General features: G+C 63.5%; 16 protein-coding genes and 1 pseudogene. 9 read left to right on the plus strand and 8 right to left on the minus strand.

Translation table 11 applies throughout. The features are described from left to right. Position 1: 1 nt before the first annotated feature. The 6 genes from NKL04_RS23915 (at position 2) to NKL04_RS23940 (ending at position 7,172) form a co-directional block, all read left to right on the plus strand. On the plus strand, positions 2 to 1,381 hold the full coding sequence (locus tag NKL04_RS23915) for an amidohydrolase (RefSeq protein ID WP_023700478.1): 1,380 nt from the start codon (positions 2 to 4) through the stop codon (positions 1,379 to 1,381). Between the two features lie 26 nt (positions 1,382 to 1,407). After that, complete coding sequence (locus tag NKL04_RS23920) at positions 1,408 to 2,505, plus strand: BMP family ABC transporter substrate-binding protein (RefSeq protein WP_196814159.1); 1,098 nt, start codon at positions 1,408 to 1,410, stop codon at positions 2,503 to 2,505. 3 nt (positions 2,506 to 2,508) lie between these two features. Beyond that, entirely contained in the window at positions 2,509 to 4,032 is a 1,524-nt protein-coding gene (locus NKL04_RS23925; RefSeq protein WP_023700480.1) for an ABC transporter ATP-binding protein, read from the plus strand. After that, positions 4,029 to 5,129, plus strand: a complete 1,101-nt coding sequence (locus NKL04_RS23930) for an ABC transporter permease (RefSeq protein WP_023695008.1) — start codon at positions 4,029 to 4,031, stop codon at positions 5,127 to 5,129. The genes NKL04_RS23925 and NKL04_RS23930 overlap by 4 nt, the downstream gene beginning before the upstream one ends. Beyond that, positions 5,126 to 6,037, plus strand: coding sequence for an ABC transporter permease (locus tag NKL04_RS23935; RefSeq protein ID WP_023700481.1), 912 nt, complete (start codon positions 5,126 to 5,128; stop codon positions 6,035 to 6,037). Before NKL04_RS23930 ends, NKL04_RS23935 begins: the two co-directional genes overlap by 4 nt. A 661-nt stretch (positions 6,038 to 6,698) precedes the next feature. Next, the gene (locus NKL04_RS23940) at positions 6,699 to 7,172 is read left to right on the plus strand and encodes a hypothetical protein (protein ID WP_245271902.1); all 474 of its coding nucleotides are present in this window, start codon (positions 6,699 to 6,701) and stop codon (positions 7,170 to 7,172) included. Between the two features lie 355 nt (positions 7,173 to 7,527). On the opposite strand, the gene NKL04_RS23945 is transcribed toward NKL04_RS23940, so the two are convergent. Continuing rightward, positions 7,528 to 7,710: a hypothetical protein gene (locus NKL04_RS23945; protein ID WP_196815106.1), complete on the minus strand. Its 183-nt coding sequence runs from the start codon at positions 7,708 to 7,710 to the stop codon at positions 7,528 to 7,530. Positions 7,711 to 7,928: 218 nt separating this feature from the next. After that, complete coding sequence (locus tag NKL04_RS23950; RefSeq protein WP_023832680.1) at positions 7,929 to 9,032, minus strand: LacI family DNA-binding transcriptional regulator; 1,104 nt, start codon at positions 9,030 to 9,032, stop codon at positions 7,929 to 7,931. 580 nt (positions 9,033 to 9,612) lie between these two features. On the opposite strand from NKL04_RS23950, the gene NKL04_RS23955 reads away from it, so the two are divergent. The 3 genes from NKL04_RS23955 (at position 9,613) to NKL04_RS23965 (ending at position 13,267) form a co-directional block, all read left to right on the plus strand. Then, positions 9,613 to 10,575, plus strand: coding sequence for a sugar-binding protein (locus tag NKL04_RS23955; RefSeq protein ID WP_023672352.1), 963 nt, complete (start codon positions 9,613 to 9,615; stop codon positions 10,573 to 10,575). 122 nt (positions 10,576 to 10,697) lie between these two features. Then, positions 10,698 to 12,236 (plus strand): sugar ABC transporter ATP-binding protein, encoded by a 1,539-nt coding sequence (locus tag NKL04_RS23960; protein ID WP_023672351.1) that lies wholly within the window; start codon positions 10,698 to 10,700, stop codon positions 12,234 to 12,236. A gap of 44 nt (positions 12,237 to 12,280) precedes the next feature. Beyond that, positions 12,281 to 13,267, plus strand: coding sequence for an ABC transporter permease (locus NKL04_RS23965; protein ID WP_023672350.1), 987 nt, complete (start codon positions 12,281 to 12,283; stop codon positions 13,265 to 13,267). Positions 13,268 to 13,269: 2 nt separating this feature from the next. Here the strand turns inward: NKL04_RS23965 and phnN are convergent, their stop codons facing one another. The 6 genes and pseudogenes from phnN to iolE form a co-directional block, all read right to left on the minus strand. Continuing rightward, positions 13,270 to 13,899: a phosphonate metabolism protein/1,5-bisphosphokinase (PRPP-forming) PhnN gene (gene phnN / locus NKL04_RS23970; RefSeq protein WP_023702097.1), complete on the minus strand. Its 630-nt coding sequence runs from the start codon at positions 13,897 to 13,899 to the stop codon at positions 13,270 to 13,272. Further along, positions 13,896 to 15,050 carry an alpha-D-ribose 1-methylphosphonate 5-triphosphate diphosphatase gene (locus tag NKL04_RS23975; protein WP_023702096.1) on the minus strand — a complete coding sequence of 385 codons (1,155 nt, stop codon included), beginning with the start codon at positions 15,048 to 15,050 and terminating at the stop codon, positions 13,896 to 13,898. Before NKL04_RS23975 ends, phnN begins: the two co-directional genes overlap by 4 nt. Positions 15,051 to 15,084: 34 nt before the next feature. Then, entirely contained in the window at positions 15,085 to 15,792 is a 708-nt protein-coding gene (locus NKL04_RS23980; protein WP_023694644.1) for a DUF1045 domain-containing protein, read from the minus strand. 254 nt (positions 15,793 to 16,046) lie between these two features. Then, positions 16,047 to 16,859: a 5-deoxy-glucuronate isomerase gene (gene iolB / locus NKL04_RS23985; RefSeq protein WP_023694643.1), complete on the minus strand. Its 813-nt coding sequence runs from the start codon at positions 16,857 to 16,859 to the stop codon at positions 16,047 to 16,049. Between the two features lie 191 nt (positions 16,860 to 17,050). After that, positions 17,051 to 17,299, minus strand: a complete 249-nt coding sequence (locus NKL04_RS23990; protein WP_023694642.1) for a hypothetical protein — start codon at positions 17,297 to 17,299, stop codon at positions 17,051 to 17,053. A 9-nt stretch (positions 17,300 to 17,308) separates the two neighbouring features. Continuing rightward, a pseudogene (gene iolE / locus NKL04_RS23995) lies at positions 17,309 to 18,225 on the minus strand (myo-inosose-2 dehydratase). Between the last annotated feature and the right edge of the window lie 15 nt (positions 18,226 to 18,240).

Raw genomic sequence — 18,240 nt, forward strand, 5'->3', positions numbered from 1 at the left:
GGTGACCGGCTATCTCCTGAAGAATTGCGCAGCGGTCATCACCGACGAGGGCAGGGGTCCGAGCGTCCGGCGCAATGTCGATGTGCTGACGAATGGCCCGCAGATCGAGGCAATCGGGCAAGGCCTGCACAGAAGCGAGTTGCCGGCCGGTACTATCGTGCAGGACGCCGACGGCTGGTTCGTCTATCCCGGCCTCGTCAACACGCACCATCACTTCTTTCAGTGCTTTGTGCGCAACCGTGCCGAACTCGACTGGACGAAGCTGTCGGTCATCGAATGGCTCGACCGGATCTATCCGATCTTCTCCCGGCTCAACGAGGATTGTTTCTACCACGCCTCGATCACGGCGATGGCAGAGATGATAAAGCACGGTTGCACGACGGCCTTCGACCACCAGTACAATTTTCCGCGCCATGCCGGAAAACGGCTCATCGACCGGCAGTTCGAAGCGGCCGATCTTCTCGGCATGCGTTTCCATGCCGGCCGCGGCGGCAACACGCTGCCAAAATCGGAAGGCTCGACCATTCCAGACGAGATGCTGGAGACCACGGACGAATTCATTGCCGACTGCGCACGCCTCATCGACACTTATCACGACACCAGTCCCTTCAGCATGCGTCAGGTCGTGGTCGCTCCCTGCCAGCCGGTCAACTGCTACCGCGAGACCTTCGTGGAATCGGTTTCGCTGGCGCGTGATCGCGGGGTGCGGATGCACACCCATGTCGGCGAGGGCGAAAGCCCGATCATCGAGGCCCGCCATGGCATGCGTACGGTGGACTATCTCGAGGACCTCGGATTTGCCGGCCGAGACACTTTCTATGCCCATTGCTGGGAGCTGACGCATGACGAACTGCGGCTGATGGCGGCGAGCGGCACCGGTGTCTCGCATTGCCCGGAGCCGGTCTATCTGGTGGGTGCGGAGGTGACTGATATTCCCGCCATGTCCGCCTTTGGCCTGCGCGTCGGTCTCGGCTGCGACGGTGCTGCCTCGAACGACAACTCCAACCTCATGCACTGCATCCATTCCGCCTACATGCTGCAATGCCTGGCGGCCTCGACGCGCGCTCATCCCGTGCCTGCGCCGGTCGATTTCCTCGGCTATGCGACAACGGGCGGGGCCGCGCTTCTGGGCCGCAATGACATCGGCCGACTGTCGCCCGGCATGGGCGCCGACCTCTTCGCGATCGACACGCGCCGCATGGATTATGTCGGCACGCGCCACGATCCATTGAGCCTGATCGCCAAGGTCGGTATCGGCATGCCCACCGACATGACCATGATCAACGGCCGCATCGTCTGGGAGAAGGGTGCGTTTACCGGGCTGAACGAGGCCCGGCTTGCTGCGGACGCGGAAGCCGCCTTTGCCGCGGTGGAATTCTAACAACTTAAGACAGGGGAACTGACATGCTGAACTATCTGACCCGCAGAACTCTGATGAAGGGCCTTGCCGCGACAGGGCTTGCCGGCGCGCTTGGCAGCCGTCCCGCCTTTGCGGCCGACGAGCCGCTCGGTATCACGCTCGTGCTCCCGTCGCCGGTCGGCGATGTCGGCTGGGGCCATGCGCTCGCCGCCGGCCTCGAGCCGGTCAAGGCCGCATACGGCGACAAGGTGAAGATCACCGTCATCGAGAACATCGCCGAAGGGCCGGACGCCGACCGGATCATGAACAAGACCGTCGCCGACGGTAACAAGTTCCTGATCGCCGGCTCATTCGGCTACCAGAATGGTGCATTACAGATCGCCCGCCGCGATCCTGCGGTCACCGTGCTGCATGCCTCCGGCTTCCAGACCGCGCCGAATTTCTCGCCCTTCGCGGCGAAGTATTTCCAGGGCACTTACCTGCTCGGCATAGCCGCCGCAGCTCTTTCCAAGACCGGCAAGGTCGGCTCCGTCTCGGCCTTCGCCATTCCGGAGCTGATCACCTCGATCAACGCATTTACGCTCGGCGCACAGACCGTAAATCCCGATATCGAGGTATCGGTCGTCTGGGTGAACTCCTGGTTCGACCCGGCCAAGGAACAGGAAGCCGCCAAGGCGCTGATGGCACAGAACTGCGACGTGATCTTCTCGAACGCGCAGGACACACCCTCCGTGATCTCGGCCTGCGAGGAGGCTGGCGTCTACGCGTTCAACCTCAATTCGTCGATGAAGAAATATGCACCGAAGAAATATCTCGGCTGCATCGCGACAGACTGGTCGCCCTTCTTCAAGGCTTCCGTGGATGCCCATCTCGCCGGAACTTTCAAGGGCGCCAACACCTTCCTCGGCGTCGCCGAAAAGGTGGTGGAGGTCGTGGACTGGAACTCAGATATCCCAGCCGACACGATGACGAAGATCAAGGAAGTGGCGGCGAAGATCGCCGACGGCAGCTTCTCGCCCTTCACAGGTCCAATCACCAAGGCCGACGGCAGCGAAGCCGCCGCCGCCGGTGCGACGATAGCGGATCCCGAGATCGTCGCGATGGACTGGCACGTCAAGGGTGTCACCACACCACTGCCGAAGTAAGTCATGACCCCGCCCCTTCTGTCGCTCCGCGGCATCTCGAAGAGCTACGGCCAGATCCGGGTCAACCAAGCCATCGATCTGGACGTGGCGCCCCAATCGATCCATGCGATCCTCGGGGAGAATGGGGCGGGCAAATCGACGCTGATGAAGCTCATCTATGGCGTTGAACAGCCGGACGAAGGCACCGTCGTCTGGAACGGAGAGCATCTGCGCCTTGCCTCGCCGGCTGAGGCACGGCGCAGGGGCATCGGCATGGTCTTTCAGCATTTCTCGCTGTTCGAGACGCTGACTGTCGTCGAGAACATCCAGCTCGTCGTCCCCGGCGGCAAGGCGGAGCTGGCGGGGCGCATCCGCAGCCTCGGCCAGGATTTCGGCCTTGAAGTGGATCCTCTCGCCGATGTGCACGCGCTCTCGGTCGGCGAACGGCAGCGGGTGGAGATCATCCGCTGCCTGATGACGGACCCGAAGCTGCTCATTCTCGACGAGCCGACCTCGGTCTTGCCGCCGCAGGCGGTGAAGAAGCTGTTCGACACGCTCAGGCGCCTTCGCGACCGCGGCGTGTCCATCCTGTTCATCTCCCACAAACTGGAGGAAATTCGCACGATCTGTGACCAGGCGACGGTCTTGCGTGGAGGGCGCGTTATCGGCACCGTCGACCCGCGCGACTATGATGCGCACGACCTCGCCCGGATGATGATCGGCCGCGACATGCCCGAGGTGATGCCCGCGTTGGCCATGCCCGAGGGGGAGAAGCGGCTGGAAATAATCGACATGGACTACACGCCGGACGACCCCTTTGCCACGCCGCTCTCCGGCATCAGCCTCACGGTACGATCAGGCGAGATCCTTGGCATAGCCGGAATATCGGGCAATGGCCAAGGCGAGCTTGCCGCGCTCATCTCGGGCGAAGCGATGCTGCTGAAGGAACAACGCGACCGGATCTACATGATGGGCCGCGACGTAGGCACACTCGATGCGGCCGCGCGCAGGAGATTTGGCTTCGCCTTCGTGCCCGAAGACCGGCTGGGACGCGGCGCGGTCCCTGAAATGTCGCTCGTGCTCAACACCGTTCTTACCGCCCATCCTTTCGATCTCGTGAGGCGCGGCCTCATCAACAGCGCCGGAGCGACGGCTTTCACCAGCGAATGCATCCGTCGGTACGACGTCCGCGCCTCCGGCCCGGATGCCGAAGCGGGCTCGCTGTCCGGCGGCAACTTGCAGAAATTCATCGTCGGTCGCGAGATGATGCTGTCGCCAAAACTGCTTTTCGTGGCGCAGCCGACCTGGGGTGTAGACATTGGCGCTGCATCCGCCATCAGAAGGCGGCTCATCGCGTTGCGCAACCTGGGCGTGGCGATCCTCGTAATTTCCGAGGAACTCGAGGAACTTTTCGAACTCTGCGATTTCATCCAGGTGCTCCATCATGGAATGCTGAGTCCGCCTCTGGTCACGCGGGACACGCGCCCCGAAGACATCGGCAGATACATGATCGGAGCACATGCCTCGCCAGAGAAGGTTCCTGCATGAGCGTTTGGGCCGCGACGTTCCTCCCCGCGCTCGTCCGCCGGGAGCATGCCTCGCTCGTCGCGGCCATGCTGGCCCCGGCTGTCGCGCTTGGCATGGCGATCATCCTCAATCTGGGCCTTTATGTGCTGATAGGCCGAGATCCGGCGGCCGTCCTGTACGCGATGCTTCTCGAGCCGTTCCTCTCCTGGGCATCGTTTGCGGAGGTGCTGCTGAAGGCGGGGCCCCTTCTCCTCATTGCTCAGGGGCTGGCGATCGGTTTCCGCGCAAAAGTGTTCAACATCGGCGCGGAGGGCCAGTTTATCCTGGGCGCTATTTTCGCCTCGGCGATCCCCGTCTGGTTTCCGCAGGCGACCGGGCAGTGGATCTGGCCGCTGATGCTGCTTCTCGGTGCCCTCGGCGGTGCACTTTGGGCATCTATCACCGCCTTCTGGCGCGTCAGGCTCAATGCGAACGAGATCCTGGTCTCCTTGATGCTGAGCCTCGTTGCGGCGCAAGTCCTCAACTACCTGCTGCTCGGCCCATGGAAGGACCCGGCCGGCTTCAATTTCCCACAATCCGTCATGTTTCAGAACGACGCGATGGTGCCGACCCTGATCACCGGTACCCGCGTCAACGTCTCGCTGCTCATCACACTTGCGCTCTCGCTGGTGGCCTGGGTTTTCATGCAGCGAAGCTTCATGGGGTATAAGCTCAAGGTCGGCGGCCTTGCCCCGCGCGCGGCCGGTTACGCCGGCTTCAGCGAAGGGCGTGCGATTTGGCTATCGCTTCTGATCGGTGGCATGGCGGCGGGACTGGCAGGCGCGGCGGAAGTCGCGGGTCCGCTCGGCCAGCTGCAGCGCTCGATCTCGACCGGCTACGGTTATGCGGCCATCATTGTCGCCTATCTCGGCGGCTTGCATCCAGTCGGCATCATCTTTTCCGCGCTCTTCATGGCTGTCCTCTATATCGGCGGCGACAATGCGATGGTGTCGGCAAACCTGCCGATCGCCGCCGTCCGCGTCTTCCAAGGCAGCTTGCTGCTCGCCTATCTCGGCGCTGTGGCCTTCGTGCGCTACCGCATCGAGTGGCGCCGCCCCCATCACCTGAGCCAGCCATGAACGCCGTCGAGTTCATTATTTCGGGCATGCTCGCAGCGGCAACCCCCTTTCTCCTTGCCGCACTCGGCGAGTTGGTGGTCGAGCGCGCCGGTGTTCTTAACCTCGGCGTAGAGGGCCTGATGGCCCTCGGCGCGGTGCTCGCGTTCATCGTCGTCTACCACGGCGGTGGACACCTGCTGGGGTTCGTTGCCGCCGGCCTCGGTAGCGCCGTCCTGTCCCTCGTCTTTGCAGTGCTGGCACTCGGATTCCGGGCAAACCAGGTCGCGACAGGCCTTGCGATCGGCATTCTCGGCCAAGGCCTTTCGGCGCTGTTCGGCAAAAGCTACGAGAGCTTGACGGTGAAGGGGCTCCCGAAACTTGCCTTTCCCGGCCTCTCGGAAATCCCGGTAGTCGGCAGGCTGTTTGTCCAGGACATCGTCGTATGGCTTTCCCTTGCCGTGACGTTTGCGATCTGGGCGATGTTTGCCTATACGAGAGTCGGCCTTGTCGTGAGGGCAATCGGCGAGAATCCCAAGGCAGCCCATGCCATCGGCTATCCGGTCATCGCTATCCGTATCGCGGCCATAGCTTTTGGTGGCATGATGGCGGGTTTTGCCGGCGCCTATGCGGCGGCGGTGTACACGCCCCTTTGGGCGGACGGTATGATTGCCGGACGTGGCTGGATCGCGATCGCACTCGTTGTCTTTGGTACGTGGCTCGCTGGCCGCATCTTCCTGGGTGCCTGCCTCTTCGGTGCGGTTTCGCTGATGAGCCTCGCCGCCCAGGCGACCGGTCTGGACTTGCCATCGCAACTGCTTTCCAGCCTTCCCTATCTCGTTACGATCGTCGTGCTCGGTGTCATCTCGGCGGACCGCCGCTTGCTCAGGCTGAACGGTGTCGCCTCGCTTGGCGAACCCTTCGAACGTTAGCCGGGATTAAAGTGGATTTGCGAAACTCGGCGTAAGTTGAAGAGATTCGAAACGCCAGCGGACGATCGGCATCCGATCCAAAGGGCAGAAACGCCAAACGGGGCGAAGGTATGCCCGCAAGGGTAGCGCTGACGCCGTCGACTGCGAGCAGCGGAACGATGTGGCGCACAACGCGCCCGACATCGGTGGAGATCGTCGCGGGTTTCTTGGATCGTCCCCTTTTCTGCAGTACGAGCCCCATTCTCGAGGGTCCATTCTCCACCGCAGCCTAGGGAAGCGGCGTCGCAAGATGGCCTGAGGCATGCGACCGGTAAATTCCCGCATGCGAGCACTCGTCCTGCCTGTCTAAGGTTCCGAGTCTAACCGCAAATCCTCGATTTTTTCCGCCAATTCCAACATATATATTCCGGTCGCCGCAAGAAGCCATAACAACGATTTCCAATACTACCTATTCTTGCAGAAACTAAAAACGCTACACTCGCGTAATCATATTGGTAACGGATGCTGTTCAACCTGCGTCCAGGCAACCAGCACGGGGAGTGGCGTTATGGATTTCTTTAAAAGTTTAACAAAGGTCTTGGCCGGCGGCGCGGTTTCCGTAGCTTTGTGCTTTCCGGCTGGCGCGGGCGGGCTCAGTGTGGGCATCGGCGGCAGCGGTGGGGTGGGTGTTTCGGTCGGCGGCAGTGGCGGCGGGCTTGGCGTCGGTGTCTCGGTCGGCGGGAGCAAGGGCGTCAATGCCGGAGCGACGGTCGGAGGCACCAGCGGCACCACCGCCAGTGTCGGCGCCTCGGTTGGCAGCGGCGTTACCGCCGGCGCCGGCGTATCGGTCGGCACGGGCGTCGGGGTCGGGGTCGGCGCAACCGTCGGCAGCGGTGTCGGGGTCGGCGCCGGGGTCGGGGTGGGCAGTGGAGTGACGGCCGGGGTCGGCGTCGGCATTGGCACACAGACAACGACCACCAGCCCCAGGGATCCCAACACGCCGGCGGTGCCGGCGCGACCGGCGGTGGTTGCCATCAGCGCCATGTCGGCCGGCCAGATCGCCAAGATGAAAAAACGCTGCGCCAGCGTGCTCAGCGGCAAGGGCACCTACGACCGGGACCTGAAGGAGCTCTGCCGGATATTGGCGCGGCGCTGAGTACCGCAACATCGCATCTGCCGTGGGGCGTCAGTCTCTCAGCCAGCCACTGCCGCAAGGTGGCGGGCATTCTTAGGGGGTAGCTTTGCCAAGCGGTTCAGAGTTTCGCGGAAAGGCGGAACCGCTCAGGCTGTGCGCTTTCATCGGCGGCATTCCGCATGGCTTGGTCGCCGAGCCGAAGGAAGCGCGCCGCCCGGTAGCGGCCTTGCTCCGACCTCTGCCGTCCGTCCGGTCACCCGTTTGGGCCGGCTCGAAGATTCGCCTCTGGCCTTTTGTATCACCCGCTCTAGCTGCTTTGTGTTAGGCTCGTCATGTTAGCCTTGTCTTGCTGATGGAGGTTTTGATGGATCGGCGATCATTCTTGACAGCATTGTTTGGCGTTGCGGGGGCCGCGGCGCTTGCTACCGCGGTTCGGCCTCTCGAGGCCGTGGCCGGGGTTCCCAATGTCGGTAACGGCATTCTCGATGAACTCGACAAGCAGGATGCCAATTCGTTTGATGACGACGAAGGCGCTGGCGATGTCGAGCAGATCTCGCATCGGCGATGGCACCATCGTCGCCACCACAGGCGGCATGTCTGGAGACGGCACTGCCGCACGTTCTGGCGGCATGGCCGGTTGCGCCGGCGCTGCTATCGCAGGCGCTCCTTCGTCGTCTTGCGGTTCTAACCGCGGCACGTTCCCGGATTGACCCTGCCCTGAGGCGCAAACATCAAACAGACCCATCCCGATTTGCATCGGGATGGGCTGGTTCAGCTTTATCCAGCCACAGCTGCCACCGAATCCCGCTGCACCAGCGGGCATTCCAGCTTGGTGATTGGATAGCGGCCGCGGCCGGGAGGCGGCGGCACTTCGAGCTGTTCGATCGCCCATTGGCCCATCGCCATGTGCGGCAGGATCGATGTTGTCAGCGGCGGGAACAGGTGGCGGGCGATCTCCTCGTCGTCATAGCCGACGACGGAGATGTCCTGCGGGATGTGCAGGCCCGCCTCCTTCAGCGCTTCGTAGCAGCCGATGGCTGTGCGGTCGTTCTGGCAGAAGATGGCGGTCGGGCGCTCCTTGAGCGCCAAAAGCTTAACGGTCGCGGCATAGCCGGCGCTCGCCGACCAGTCGCCCTCGACCACCAGTTCGGGATCGAACGGGATGTCGGCGGTGGCGAGCGCTCTGCGGTAGCCTTTCAGCCGGTCCTGCGCGGCCTGCATCCACGGCTCGCCGGTGATGGTGGCGATGCGGCGGTGGCCGTGGCCGATCAGATGCCGGGTCGAGTTCTGGCCGCCGGCGATCTCGGACGGCACCACGGCCGGGAAGGCATAATCGGCCGTGTAGCAGTTGAGCAGGATGACCGGGATGTCGAGGCCGTAGAGGAAGTCCGGTGCCGTGATCTCGCGGGTGAAGATGGTCATGTAGACCAGCGCCGAGATGCCGCGCCTGGTGAGCGCCGCAATGGCGCGCGGCTCCATGACGGAGTCGCCCATGGTCTGCGCCACGAGCAACACATTGCCGGCGTTCCACGACGCCTGGCGCGCGCCCTCGATGGCGACAACGGCTTCCGGGCTTGTCGCCAGCTGGTCGACGGCGAAACCGATGACACTGTCAAGTCCATCGAAGGCGGGAACAGGTTTGCGCAGCGCCGAGAAGGCGGGTGCTGCGTAGCCGAGCGCACGCGCGGCGTCGATCACCCGCTCGCGCGTCTGCTGCGACAGCCGGATGCCGGGCGAATCGTTGAGCACGAAAGAGACGGTCGCCTGCGAGCACCCGGCTGCCCTGGCGATGTCGGTCATGGTGACGCGGCCGCCCTTGGCGGCTCTCGCCGGCGCCTTGCGCCGCTTCGCCGTGTCGTCCGGATCCCTCGTCTCGCTCATGGCATTGCGTCCCAATCCCCAGCCTGTCTAGTCGCAAGCCTGCCACACCGACAAGATGGTGTCGCGCCGTCGACCGATGGAAATAGTCGAAGGCGTTTATCTTTATTAGCAGCTTTGAAGTTCCCCGCCATGCCGCTGCGGGCCGCGTGAAATTCGAGGACTGCAAGGCATCTGCTTGCGCGAAGCGGTGCTGCACCTGTTCGGGAAAACTAGACCTAGGGCCACCGCCGAGTGTCCGCGCGGGACCTCTGCTAATAGTGTTTACTAATACAAAACGACGCTGTAACGTCAATCCGCCGTGTCCGGTCAGGTGGGACCCGTGCGGCGAGAAGTGCACGTGAATGGCCCGATGGCGAGCGGGGTTTGCCTCCGCAAGCGTGGTCTCGGACATGTGATATGTCAGACAAATCAGACTATTTACGAGCACGGGATGAGTCTCTAATGTCCGTGATCGCGACCGACGACGCCATTCTTCAGCGCCGGGAACCCCTGAGGAGGAGGGCGTCCAAATCGCGAGCGGCAAGTCAGTGAATGCAAGATCGGTTCAGTCCGACGACTGAGCCAAAACGGGAGGTTGAACATGAAATCCTTGATACGACATGCATCCGTGGCCACCGCAGCCCTGCTGCTTGGCCTGACCGCGACAGCCATTGCGCGCGCCGACGACAAGCCGACGCTGGCCTTCGTCGTCAACGGCGCTTCCGATTTCTGGAAGGCCGCCGAAGCCGGCGTCAAGAAGGCGCAGGCCGAATTGCCCGACTACAATCTCGAACTCAAATATCCCGAGCAGTCCTCGGTCGCCATCCAGCAGCGGCTGATGGATGATCTGGTGACCGCCGGCGTCAAGGGCATCATGGTCTCGGCCGTCGATCCCAAGACCTCGACCGACGGTCTGAACAAGATAGCGTCGGAAACGGCGCTGTTCACCACCGACTCCGATGCCCCGCAGACCAAGCGTGTTGCCTATATCGGCTCGTCCAATGTCGACGCCGGCAAGCAGGCGGCCGAGATCGCCAAGAAAGCGATGCCGGACGGCGGCAAGTGCCTCGGCTTCGTCGGCCTGCTCGGCGCCGACAATGCCAAGGAACGCATCCAGGGCATGAAGGACGGCCTCGCCGGCAGCAAGATCGAACTGGTGGACGTGCGCGGCGACGACATCGACCAGGCGCGCGCCAAGAAGAATGTCGAGGACGCGCTGGTCGCCAGCCCCGACATCACCTGCATGGTCGGCTTCTATTCCTACAACACGCCGCGCATCTATGAAGCGCTGCGCGACGCCGGCAAGCTCGGCTCGATCACCGTCGTCGGCTTCGATGACGATCCGATCACGTTGGGCGGCGTCAAGGAAGGCACCGTGGCGGCCACCGTCGTGCAGCAGCCCTTCGAATGGGCCTATCAGGGCATGAAGCTGATGGCCGCCTATCTCAAGGGCGACAAATCAGGCATTCCGGAAGGCGGCCTGATCATCATCCCGACCAAGATCATCGGTAAGGACGATGTCGACACCTATGCCGCCAATCTGAAGGCGATGTCCGGAAACTGAGACCACGAGCAGTTGCGCCGGCTCAGGGTTCGCCTTGAGCCGGCGATCGTGTTGACGGGTCGGCCAAGGCCCGTCAGTCTGTAGCCCACCGGCTGCTGGCAAGCCTGATCAAATATGGCGTGATGAATTATTCCGACCCATCTATCGTCGCAACCACCCCGTTCCTCGGCCTCGAGAACGTGCGCAAGACCTATCCGGGCGTGGTGGCGCTGGACGGCTTTTCCATGGAGGTCAGGCCGGGCGAGGTGATCGGCCTGGTCGGCGAAAACGGCGCCGGCAAATCGACCTTGATGAAGATCCTCGGCGGCGTCACCAGGCCGGACAGCGGCGCCATCACCGTCGACGGCGTTGCGCATGACGGGCTCACCGTCGAAGGCAGCCTGGGGTCGGGCATCGCCTTCGTCCACCAGGAACTCAATCTCTTCGAAAACCTCGATGTTGCCGCCAATATCTTCTTCGGCCGCGAGCCGTTGCGCGGCGGGCCGCTGAGATTGGTCGACCGCGCCAAGCTGCGCGAAATGGTGGCGCCACTGCTGAAGCGCGTCGGCGCCAATTTCTCCGCCGATACGCCGGTTGCCTCGCTGTCGCTGGCGCAGCAGCAGATGGTCGAGATCGCCAAGGCACTGTCGATCAAGGCGCGGCTGGTGATCCTCGACGAGCCGACGTCGAGCCTGCCGCTCGCCGAAACCGACAAGCTGCTCGACGTCATCAAGGCGCTGAAGGCCGATGGCATCAGCGTCATCTTCATTTCGCACCGGCTGCATGAGGTCGAGCGCGTCGCCGACCGCGTCGTGGTGCTGCGCGACGGCATGCTGGCTGGCACCTTGCCGAAGAGCGCCATCAACCACGACCAGATGGTCAAGCTGATGATCGGCCGCATGCTGAAGGAGCGCGAGAAGGCCTCCGAGGCGGCTCGGGCGCCGGGCGCCACTGCGCTCTCGGCCAAAGCCATCCGCACCCCCGCCTACCCTGCCCGGCCGGTCGACCTCGACATCAGGCGCGGTGAAATCCTCGGCCTCGCCGGCCTTGTCGGCTCCGGCCGCACCGAACTGGCGCGGGTGTTCTTCGGCATAGACAGCACGCTTGGCGGTGGGCTCGAACTCGACGGCAAGCCGCTTGTGCTGGGTTCGGCGGCCGATGCGGTCGCGCATGGCATTTTTCTGGTTCCGGAAGACCGCAAGCTGACCGGCATTTTGCTTGACCTGTCGATCGCGCAGAACATCTCGCTGCCCAACCTGCCGGCGCATGCGAAGCGTCGACTGGTGTCGGCAAGCGCCGAGACCGCCACCGCCGAGAAGCAGAAGAGCAATCTCGGCATCAAGGCGCCGTCGGTGCAGACGCGAACCGGCACGCTGTCGGGCGGCAACCAGCAGAAGGTGGTGCTGGGCAAATGGCTGGCGATGAACCCGAAGGTGATGATCCTCGATGAGCCTACGCGCGGCATCGATATCGGCGCCAAGGCCGAGATTTACGGGCTGATGCGAGCCTTGGCCGATGCCGGCGTGGCCGTGCTGATGATCTCCAGCGACATGGAAGAGGTGATCGGCGTGTCCGACCGCATCGCCGTCATGCATGAGGGCCAGATCTCGGGCATTCTCGACAAAGAACAATTCAGCCAGGAAAACGTGCTGTTGCTGGCGGTCGGCAAGCCGGCAAACTAGCGGGCTTCAGGCGATTGCCGGTCCGGCGCATTGGGGAGAAGACGATGAGCAAAAAAGATCTCGGCCTGCTGATCCTGATCCTGGTGGTCGGCGCCGTGGTGACCGCCATCAACCCGCGCTTTCTTTTGCCGATCAACCTCGCCAACACCTCGAACCTGATCGGCCTGTTCGGGATCCTCGCCATCGGCCAGGCCTTCGTCATCATTACCGGCGGCATCGAATTGTCGGTGGGATCGCTGGTGGCGCTGCTCGGCACGCTATTCATCGATTTCATCGCCGTGCGCGACATGCCATGGCCGCTGGCGCTGCCGCTGATCCTGGTGCTGGGCGGCATCATCGGACTGGCGCATGGCTGGCTGATCACAAGGCTGAAATTGCAGCCCTTCGTGGTGACGCTGTGCGGCCTTTTGATCTATCGCGGGGTCGCCCGTTTCTATACCGCCGACGGCACCGCCGGCTTCGCCTTCGGCCAGAATTTTCCCGAGCTCGAATTCCTCACTGCGGGCCGCAGCTATGGCGTGCCCAACAGCTTCATCGCACTGATCGTCATTTCGATCGTCATGTGGGTGGTGCTGCACCGCTCGGTGTTCGGACGCTACCTCTATGCCATCGGCAAGAACGAAGAGGCGGCGAAATATTCAGGAATTCGCACCGGCCGTGTCGTCATGGCCGCCTACGTCATCTGCGGCGTGCTGACGGCGCTGTCGGCGATCTATTTCGCCATGTACACGCGCTCGATCTCGCCGGCCAGCCACGGCCAGTTCTACGAACTCTACGCCATTGCCGCCGCCGTTCTCGGCGGCTTCTCGCTGCGCGGCGGCGAAGGCTCGCTGGTCGGCGTCATCCTGGGCACCGTGCTGCTGCAGGAGTTGCAGAACCTGGTCAATCTGCTCGGCATTCCGTCCTCGCTCAACTTCGCGGTGATGGGCGGCGTGATCCTGATCGGCGTGCTGGTCGACCAGCAATGGGGCGTGTTCCGCGCAAGGCGGCTGATGCTCGATGCCAGCCGCAAGACTGTCGCGGCCGAGTAGCGCTACATCACGCCAGATATATCCGAGAAGGCCATCGCCTTGCGCAGCACCTCGGCGAAGCGTTCTCCGGCGGCTTCGCGCCGGCCGCCATTGTCGATCGAGGTGACGCCGGAGCCGGACAAAGCGATATTGGCGCTGCGGGCGAGCCGAGCCAGCACTTCGCCGCGCGATTCGCGGCCGCGCTGGGCGAGACGCTCGGCGAGGATTTCCGGCGAGGCGGTGATCTCGACGACAGCCAGATTGGCATAGCGCTCCCGCAGCACCGGGATGACTGCGCGCGAGACATTGGCCACCGCGACATGGCCATTGGCGATGGACCAGTCGACATCGGCCGGAATGCCGTAGCGCAGGCCGTGCGCCTCCCAGGAAATGGCGAAAGCGCCGTCGGCCTGGGCCTCGGCAAAGGCGGCGTCGGCCAGCGTGTCGTGATCCTCGCTTGCGGCGTCGCTCGGCCTGGTGATGACCCGGCGGACGAACTCCAGCCTCGTCTCGTCGGCAAACAAGGTGCGGGCATAGCCGATTACCGTATCCTTGCCGGCGCCGCTCGGGCCGACGACGGCGACAAACACGCCGTTGCGGAGCGGAAAGGCCTCGCTGGTCAGTTCGCGCTCGATCGACGCCGAGACCATCAGGCGACCCGCCGCCCTTGGCGCCAGACGGTGCGCACGACCGGCACATGGTCGTCGACGCGCACCCGCACGAGGTCGGCGCGGCGGCCCTGTTCGATGACGCCGCGGTCGTTGAGGCCGATGGCCTCGGCCGGGTTCTTCGACACCATCGCGACCGCCTGGGGCAAGGAGATGCCCTCGACGACGTCGCCGAGGAAGAAGGCCGACTGGATCAGGCTGAAAGGGATATAGTCGGACGACAATATGTCGAGCAGGCCGTCGCCGGCCAGCGTGCGGGCCGAGACATTGCCCGAATGCGAGGAGCCGCGCATGACGTTGGGCGCGCCCATCAGCACGCCGAGCCCGGCATCCTTCGAGGCCTTGGCGGCTTCCAGCGTGGTCGGGAATTCCGCGACGCGCACGCCCTGCTCGATCGCCTCGTCGACATGGCCTGATGTGGCGTCGTCATGGCTCGCCAGCACAATGCCCCGCTCGTTGCAGGCGGCTGATATCGCCACCCGGTTCGGTCCCGAATTCTTCGCTGATTCCGACATCCGCTTTTCGCAGAACAATTGGAAGTCGCGATCGGTCAACTTCAGCTTGCGCTGATAGTAATAGGCGTAGGTCTCGAGATTGACGAACTGGCGCTGTCCCGGCGCATGGTCCATCAGCGACGCCAGTTTGACCCGCTCGTCGCCATCGAAATTGGCGAAAGCCCGCAAACAATCCGGCGCCGAGACCTCGCAGCGCAGATGCAGGAAATGGTCCGCCCGCAACCGGTCCTTCGCGACGCTGTCCTCGATCGCGTCGGCCAACTTGCGGATATCGTCGGAGGTAAGGTCGGCGTCCTCGTCCATGCCGACACGCAAAGCGTCGAGCACGGTGGTGATGCCGGCGGTGGCCACCTGCGCGTCATGGGCAAGGACGGCGGCGATCGGGTTCCAGCGCACTTTCGGGCGCGGCGCATAGTGGCCTTCGAGATGGTCAGTGTGCAGCTCGACCAGGCCGGGAATGATGTAGTCGCCGCCCATGTCCTCGCCGCCCATGCTCCCGCCGGTGTGGCCGGTGCCGGCGTCGACGCCGGAGATAAAACCGTCGCGCAGCACGAGCGACCCTTCGACGATCTCGTCGGCAAGCACGATGCGGGCGTTGTGGAGAACAGTTTCGGCGGTCATTCAGGCAGTCCTTGCTTACTCGGACGAATTGCGGTCAGGCGGTTTTTCGGGCAGCGCGGCGGCCGAGCGCATGATGCGAAAGCACCATGAACGGAGCGCCCGGTTCGGTTTCGACGAACAGCGTCAGCGCATCCACCAGCACCGGCTGCTGCAGCACATCGGCGAACAGGCTGTCAATTGCCGCGCGCAGACGTTGGCTTTCCTGCGGCCCGGCCCGGCCGGACAGTGTCATGTGGAAGCGAAAGGTCTCAAACACATAGGGATAGCCCCACTGGCAGAGATTGCGGAACTCGGCCGGCTTCAGCGAATCCAGGCTGCGCCGCTCGATCTCGGCCTCGGTGAGCGGCGCGCGAAAACGGTCGAAGCTAAGCACGACATAATCGGCGAAACGGTTGAGCGGCGGCAGCGGGCCTTCCGGCACCAAAGCGAAGAAACCATCGATCTGGCTGACGACCAGGCGCGGGATGGTGACCGTCGGCGTTGCTTCGGCAAAGGCGTCCAGCGCCGCGCGCAACGAGCTTTCGGTTTCGTTGGCGGCCAACCGGAAGGGCGCTTTCAGCGTCGCATGAAAACCGTAGCGCCGCGCCGATGCGGTGTGAAAGGCGACTTCGGCCGCCGACAGCTCGCCCACCGCCTCGACCGGCCTGGTGGCGGCGCCAAAGGGGTCGCGGCCCAGCCAGTTGGCGGCGATCCGCGCCAACGGCTCGTCCTGCCTTGGGGTGAAATAGATGGCGTAGCGCATCGAAAATCCTCCTTAAAGCGCGCCGAAACCGAACCGATGGCGCGACGCGCTTTAAGTCTTTAATTTGCTGCATGTCGTCATCCCAAAAAAGCTGCGCACTTTTGGGCGACATGCACTGGCCCGCTGCCATAGGTGATTTCCATGACGGATTGACGAAGCTTATGCGGGTTTTCGAAGGCAAATCGACCCCATGGATCGTTAGCCGACGATTTTTTCCTGCTTGACCAACAGCTTCCGCCGCAAGTGAAGGCCGATCAGGCCTTCATCAGCCATTCGTGCTCGGGCGCGTTGTGGAACTTCCACGTCCGCTTCGGCCCGGCCATGACGTTGAGGTAATAGAGGTCGTAGCCGTGGCAGGCGGCGCAGGGGTGATAGCCCTTGGGCACCAGCACAACATCGCCGTCCTCGATCGCCATGGCTTCGTCCAGCTCGCGGGCGCCGGTCTTGTCGGCGTCGGTGTAGACGCGCTGGAAGGCAAAACCCTGTGGCGGGTTGAGGCGGTGGTAGTAGGTTTCCTCAAGATAGGATTCGGCGGGCAGATTGTCCTGGTCGTGCTTGTGCGGCGGGTAGCTCGATGTGTGGCCGCCGGGCGTGATGACCTCGACCACCAGCAGCGAGTCGGCCGGCTTACCCTCGGGCAATATGTTGGTGACGTAGCGCGTGTTGGTGCCTTTGCCCCGAGTCTCCTGGCCGAGGTCGTGGGGTGCGATGACGCGAACGGGCAAGCCGCCGCCCAGGCCCGGCGCCGAGCAGACCGCGAGCTCGAGATCGGTGTCGGCGGTGACCGACCAATCCGACCCCTCAGGAATATAGACCGACCACGGCTTGCCCTCGAAGGGCGACATGCGCTCGCCGAGCAGGCCAAGTTCCCGGCCGCCGGCCTTGGCCGTGCCCTTGCCGGTGACGAACACCAGGCAGACTTCGCGACCGCCCGTCTTACCCGAGGCGTTTTCGCCGGGCTTCAAACGGTGCAGGTCGAAGCCGACATAGGTCCAGCCGGCGCTGTTGGGCGTGACATGCGCGACGCGGCCATGGCCCTTGTCGGCTTTGACGAGCAGTTTCGACATGTTTTGTCTCTCCTATCGCATGTCTTCGAGGTCGGCCTCTCAACTTCGTCATCCTAGGGCGAAGCAGGAGCGAAGCTCCGTCGCGAAGACCCTAGGATGACGAAGCGAGGGACATTCCGGCCAATCACCGACGTAGGCGATACGCCAGGTGTCGAGTGTCCGACCCGCAAGCCCTTCCGAGCCACGGCCGTTCATTCCTTCGGTTCGGCGTCCGCCTTCGCTTCGCCGGTCTTCGGTCGATCAGGCGTAGCCTTGCTCTCCTCCACCGGCTTGTAAAGATAGAAGAACTGCCAGACGGCGTAGGCGGCAAAGCCGAGCGCAATGATGCCCCAGAACGGGGTGCCGGAGGCGAATTCTATTCCGGCCCAGATCACGCAGACGGCGACGACGGCAACGCGCCGCCACAGCGGCCGGAAGAACGGGTGCTCGTAATCCTTCATCGGACCGGCTTACGCATTGGGAAAGCCTTGCGTCTCGACCGTGTAGCCGGCCGCCGTCATCACCCGCATCAGCTCCTTGTAACCCACTTGGGCCATCTTCAGCGGCGGGTTCTTTTTCGGGTCCTGCTCGGCCTCGACGACGAACCAGCCTTCATAGCCATGGTCGGCGAAGCGCTGCACGATGGCGCCGAATTCGAGCGAACCGTCGCCAGGCACCGTGAAGGCACCGAGCGCCACGGCGTCGAGAAAGGACTGCTTTGTGCGGTCGAGCCCGTCGATCACGCCCATGCGCACATCCTTCACATGGACATGGCTGATGCGCTTGTGGTGGTTGTCGATGGCGCGCAGCACGTCGCCACCGGCAAAGGCGAGATGCCCTGCATCGAGCAGCAACGGAATGCCTTCGCCGGAATGGCGCATGAAGGCATCGAGCTCCGGCTCTGTCTCGACCACCGCCGCCATGTGATGGTGATAGGACAGCGGCATGCCTTGCTCTGCGCACCATTCGCCGAACTCGGTGAGGCGCCTGGCATAGGCCCTCATCTCGTCGTTCGACAATTTCGGCTTGGTGGCGAGAGGCCTGGAGCGATCGCCCTGGATCGAGCGGCCGACCTCGCCATAGACGATGCAAGGCGCATTCACCGCCTTGAACAGGTCGATCATCGGCTGGATGCGATCCTTGTTCCTGCCCATGTCCTCATCGACCAGGGTGCCGGAGAACCAGCCGCCGCACAGCGTCACGTCGGCCTTTTTCAGGATCGGCAGCATGATTTCGGGGTCGTTTGGAAAACGCCGGCCCATTTCCATGCCGGTGAAACCTGCCGAGCGCGACTGGCGCAGGCACTCTTCCAGCGAGACGTCGTCGCTGAGTTCGGCAAGATCGTCGTTCCACCACGCAATGGGGACATGCCCAGTTTGGCTTTCAAGTTTTAGCTCCGGTT

The sequence above is a fragment of the Mesorhizobium sp. C264A genome (assembly GCF_040324515.1).
Taxonomy (GTDB): domain Bacteria; phylum Pseudomonadota; class Alphaproteobacteria; order Rhizobiales; family Rhizobiaceae; genus Mesorhizobium.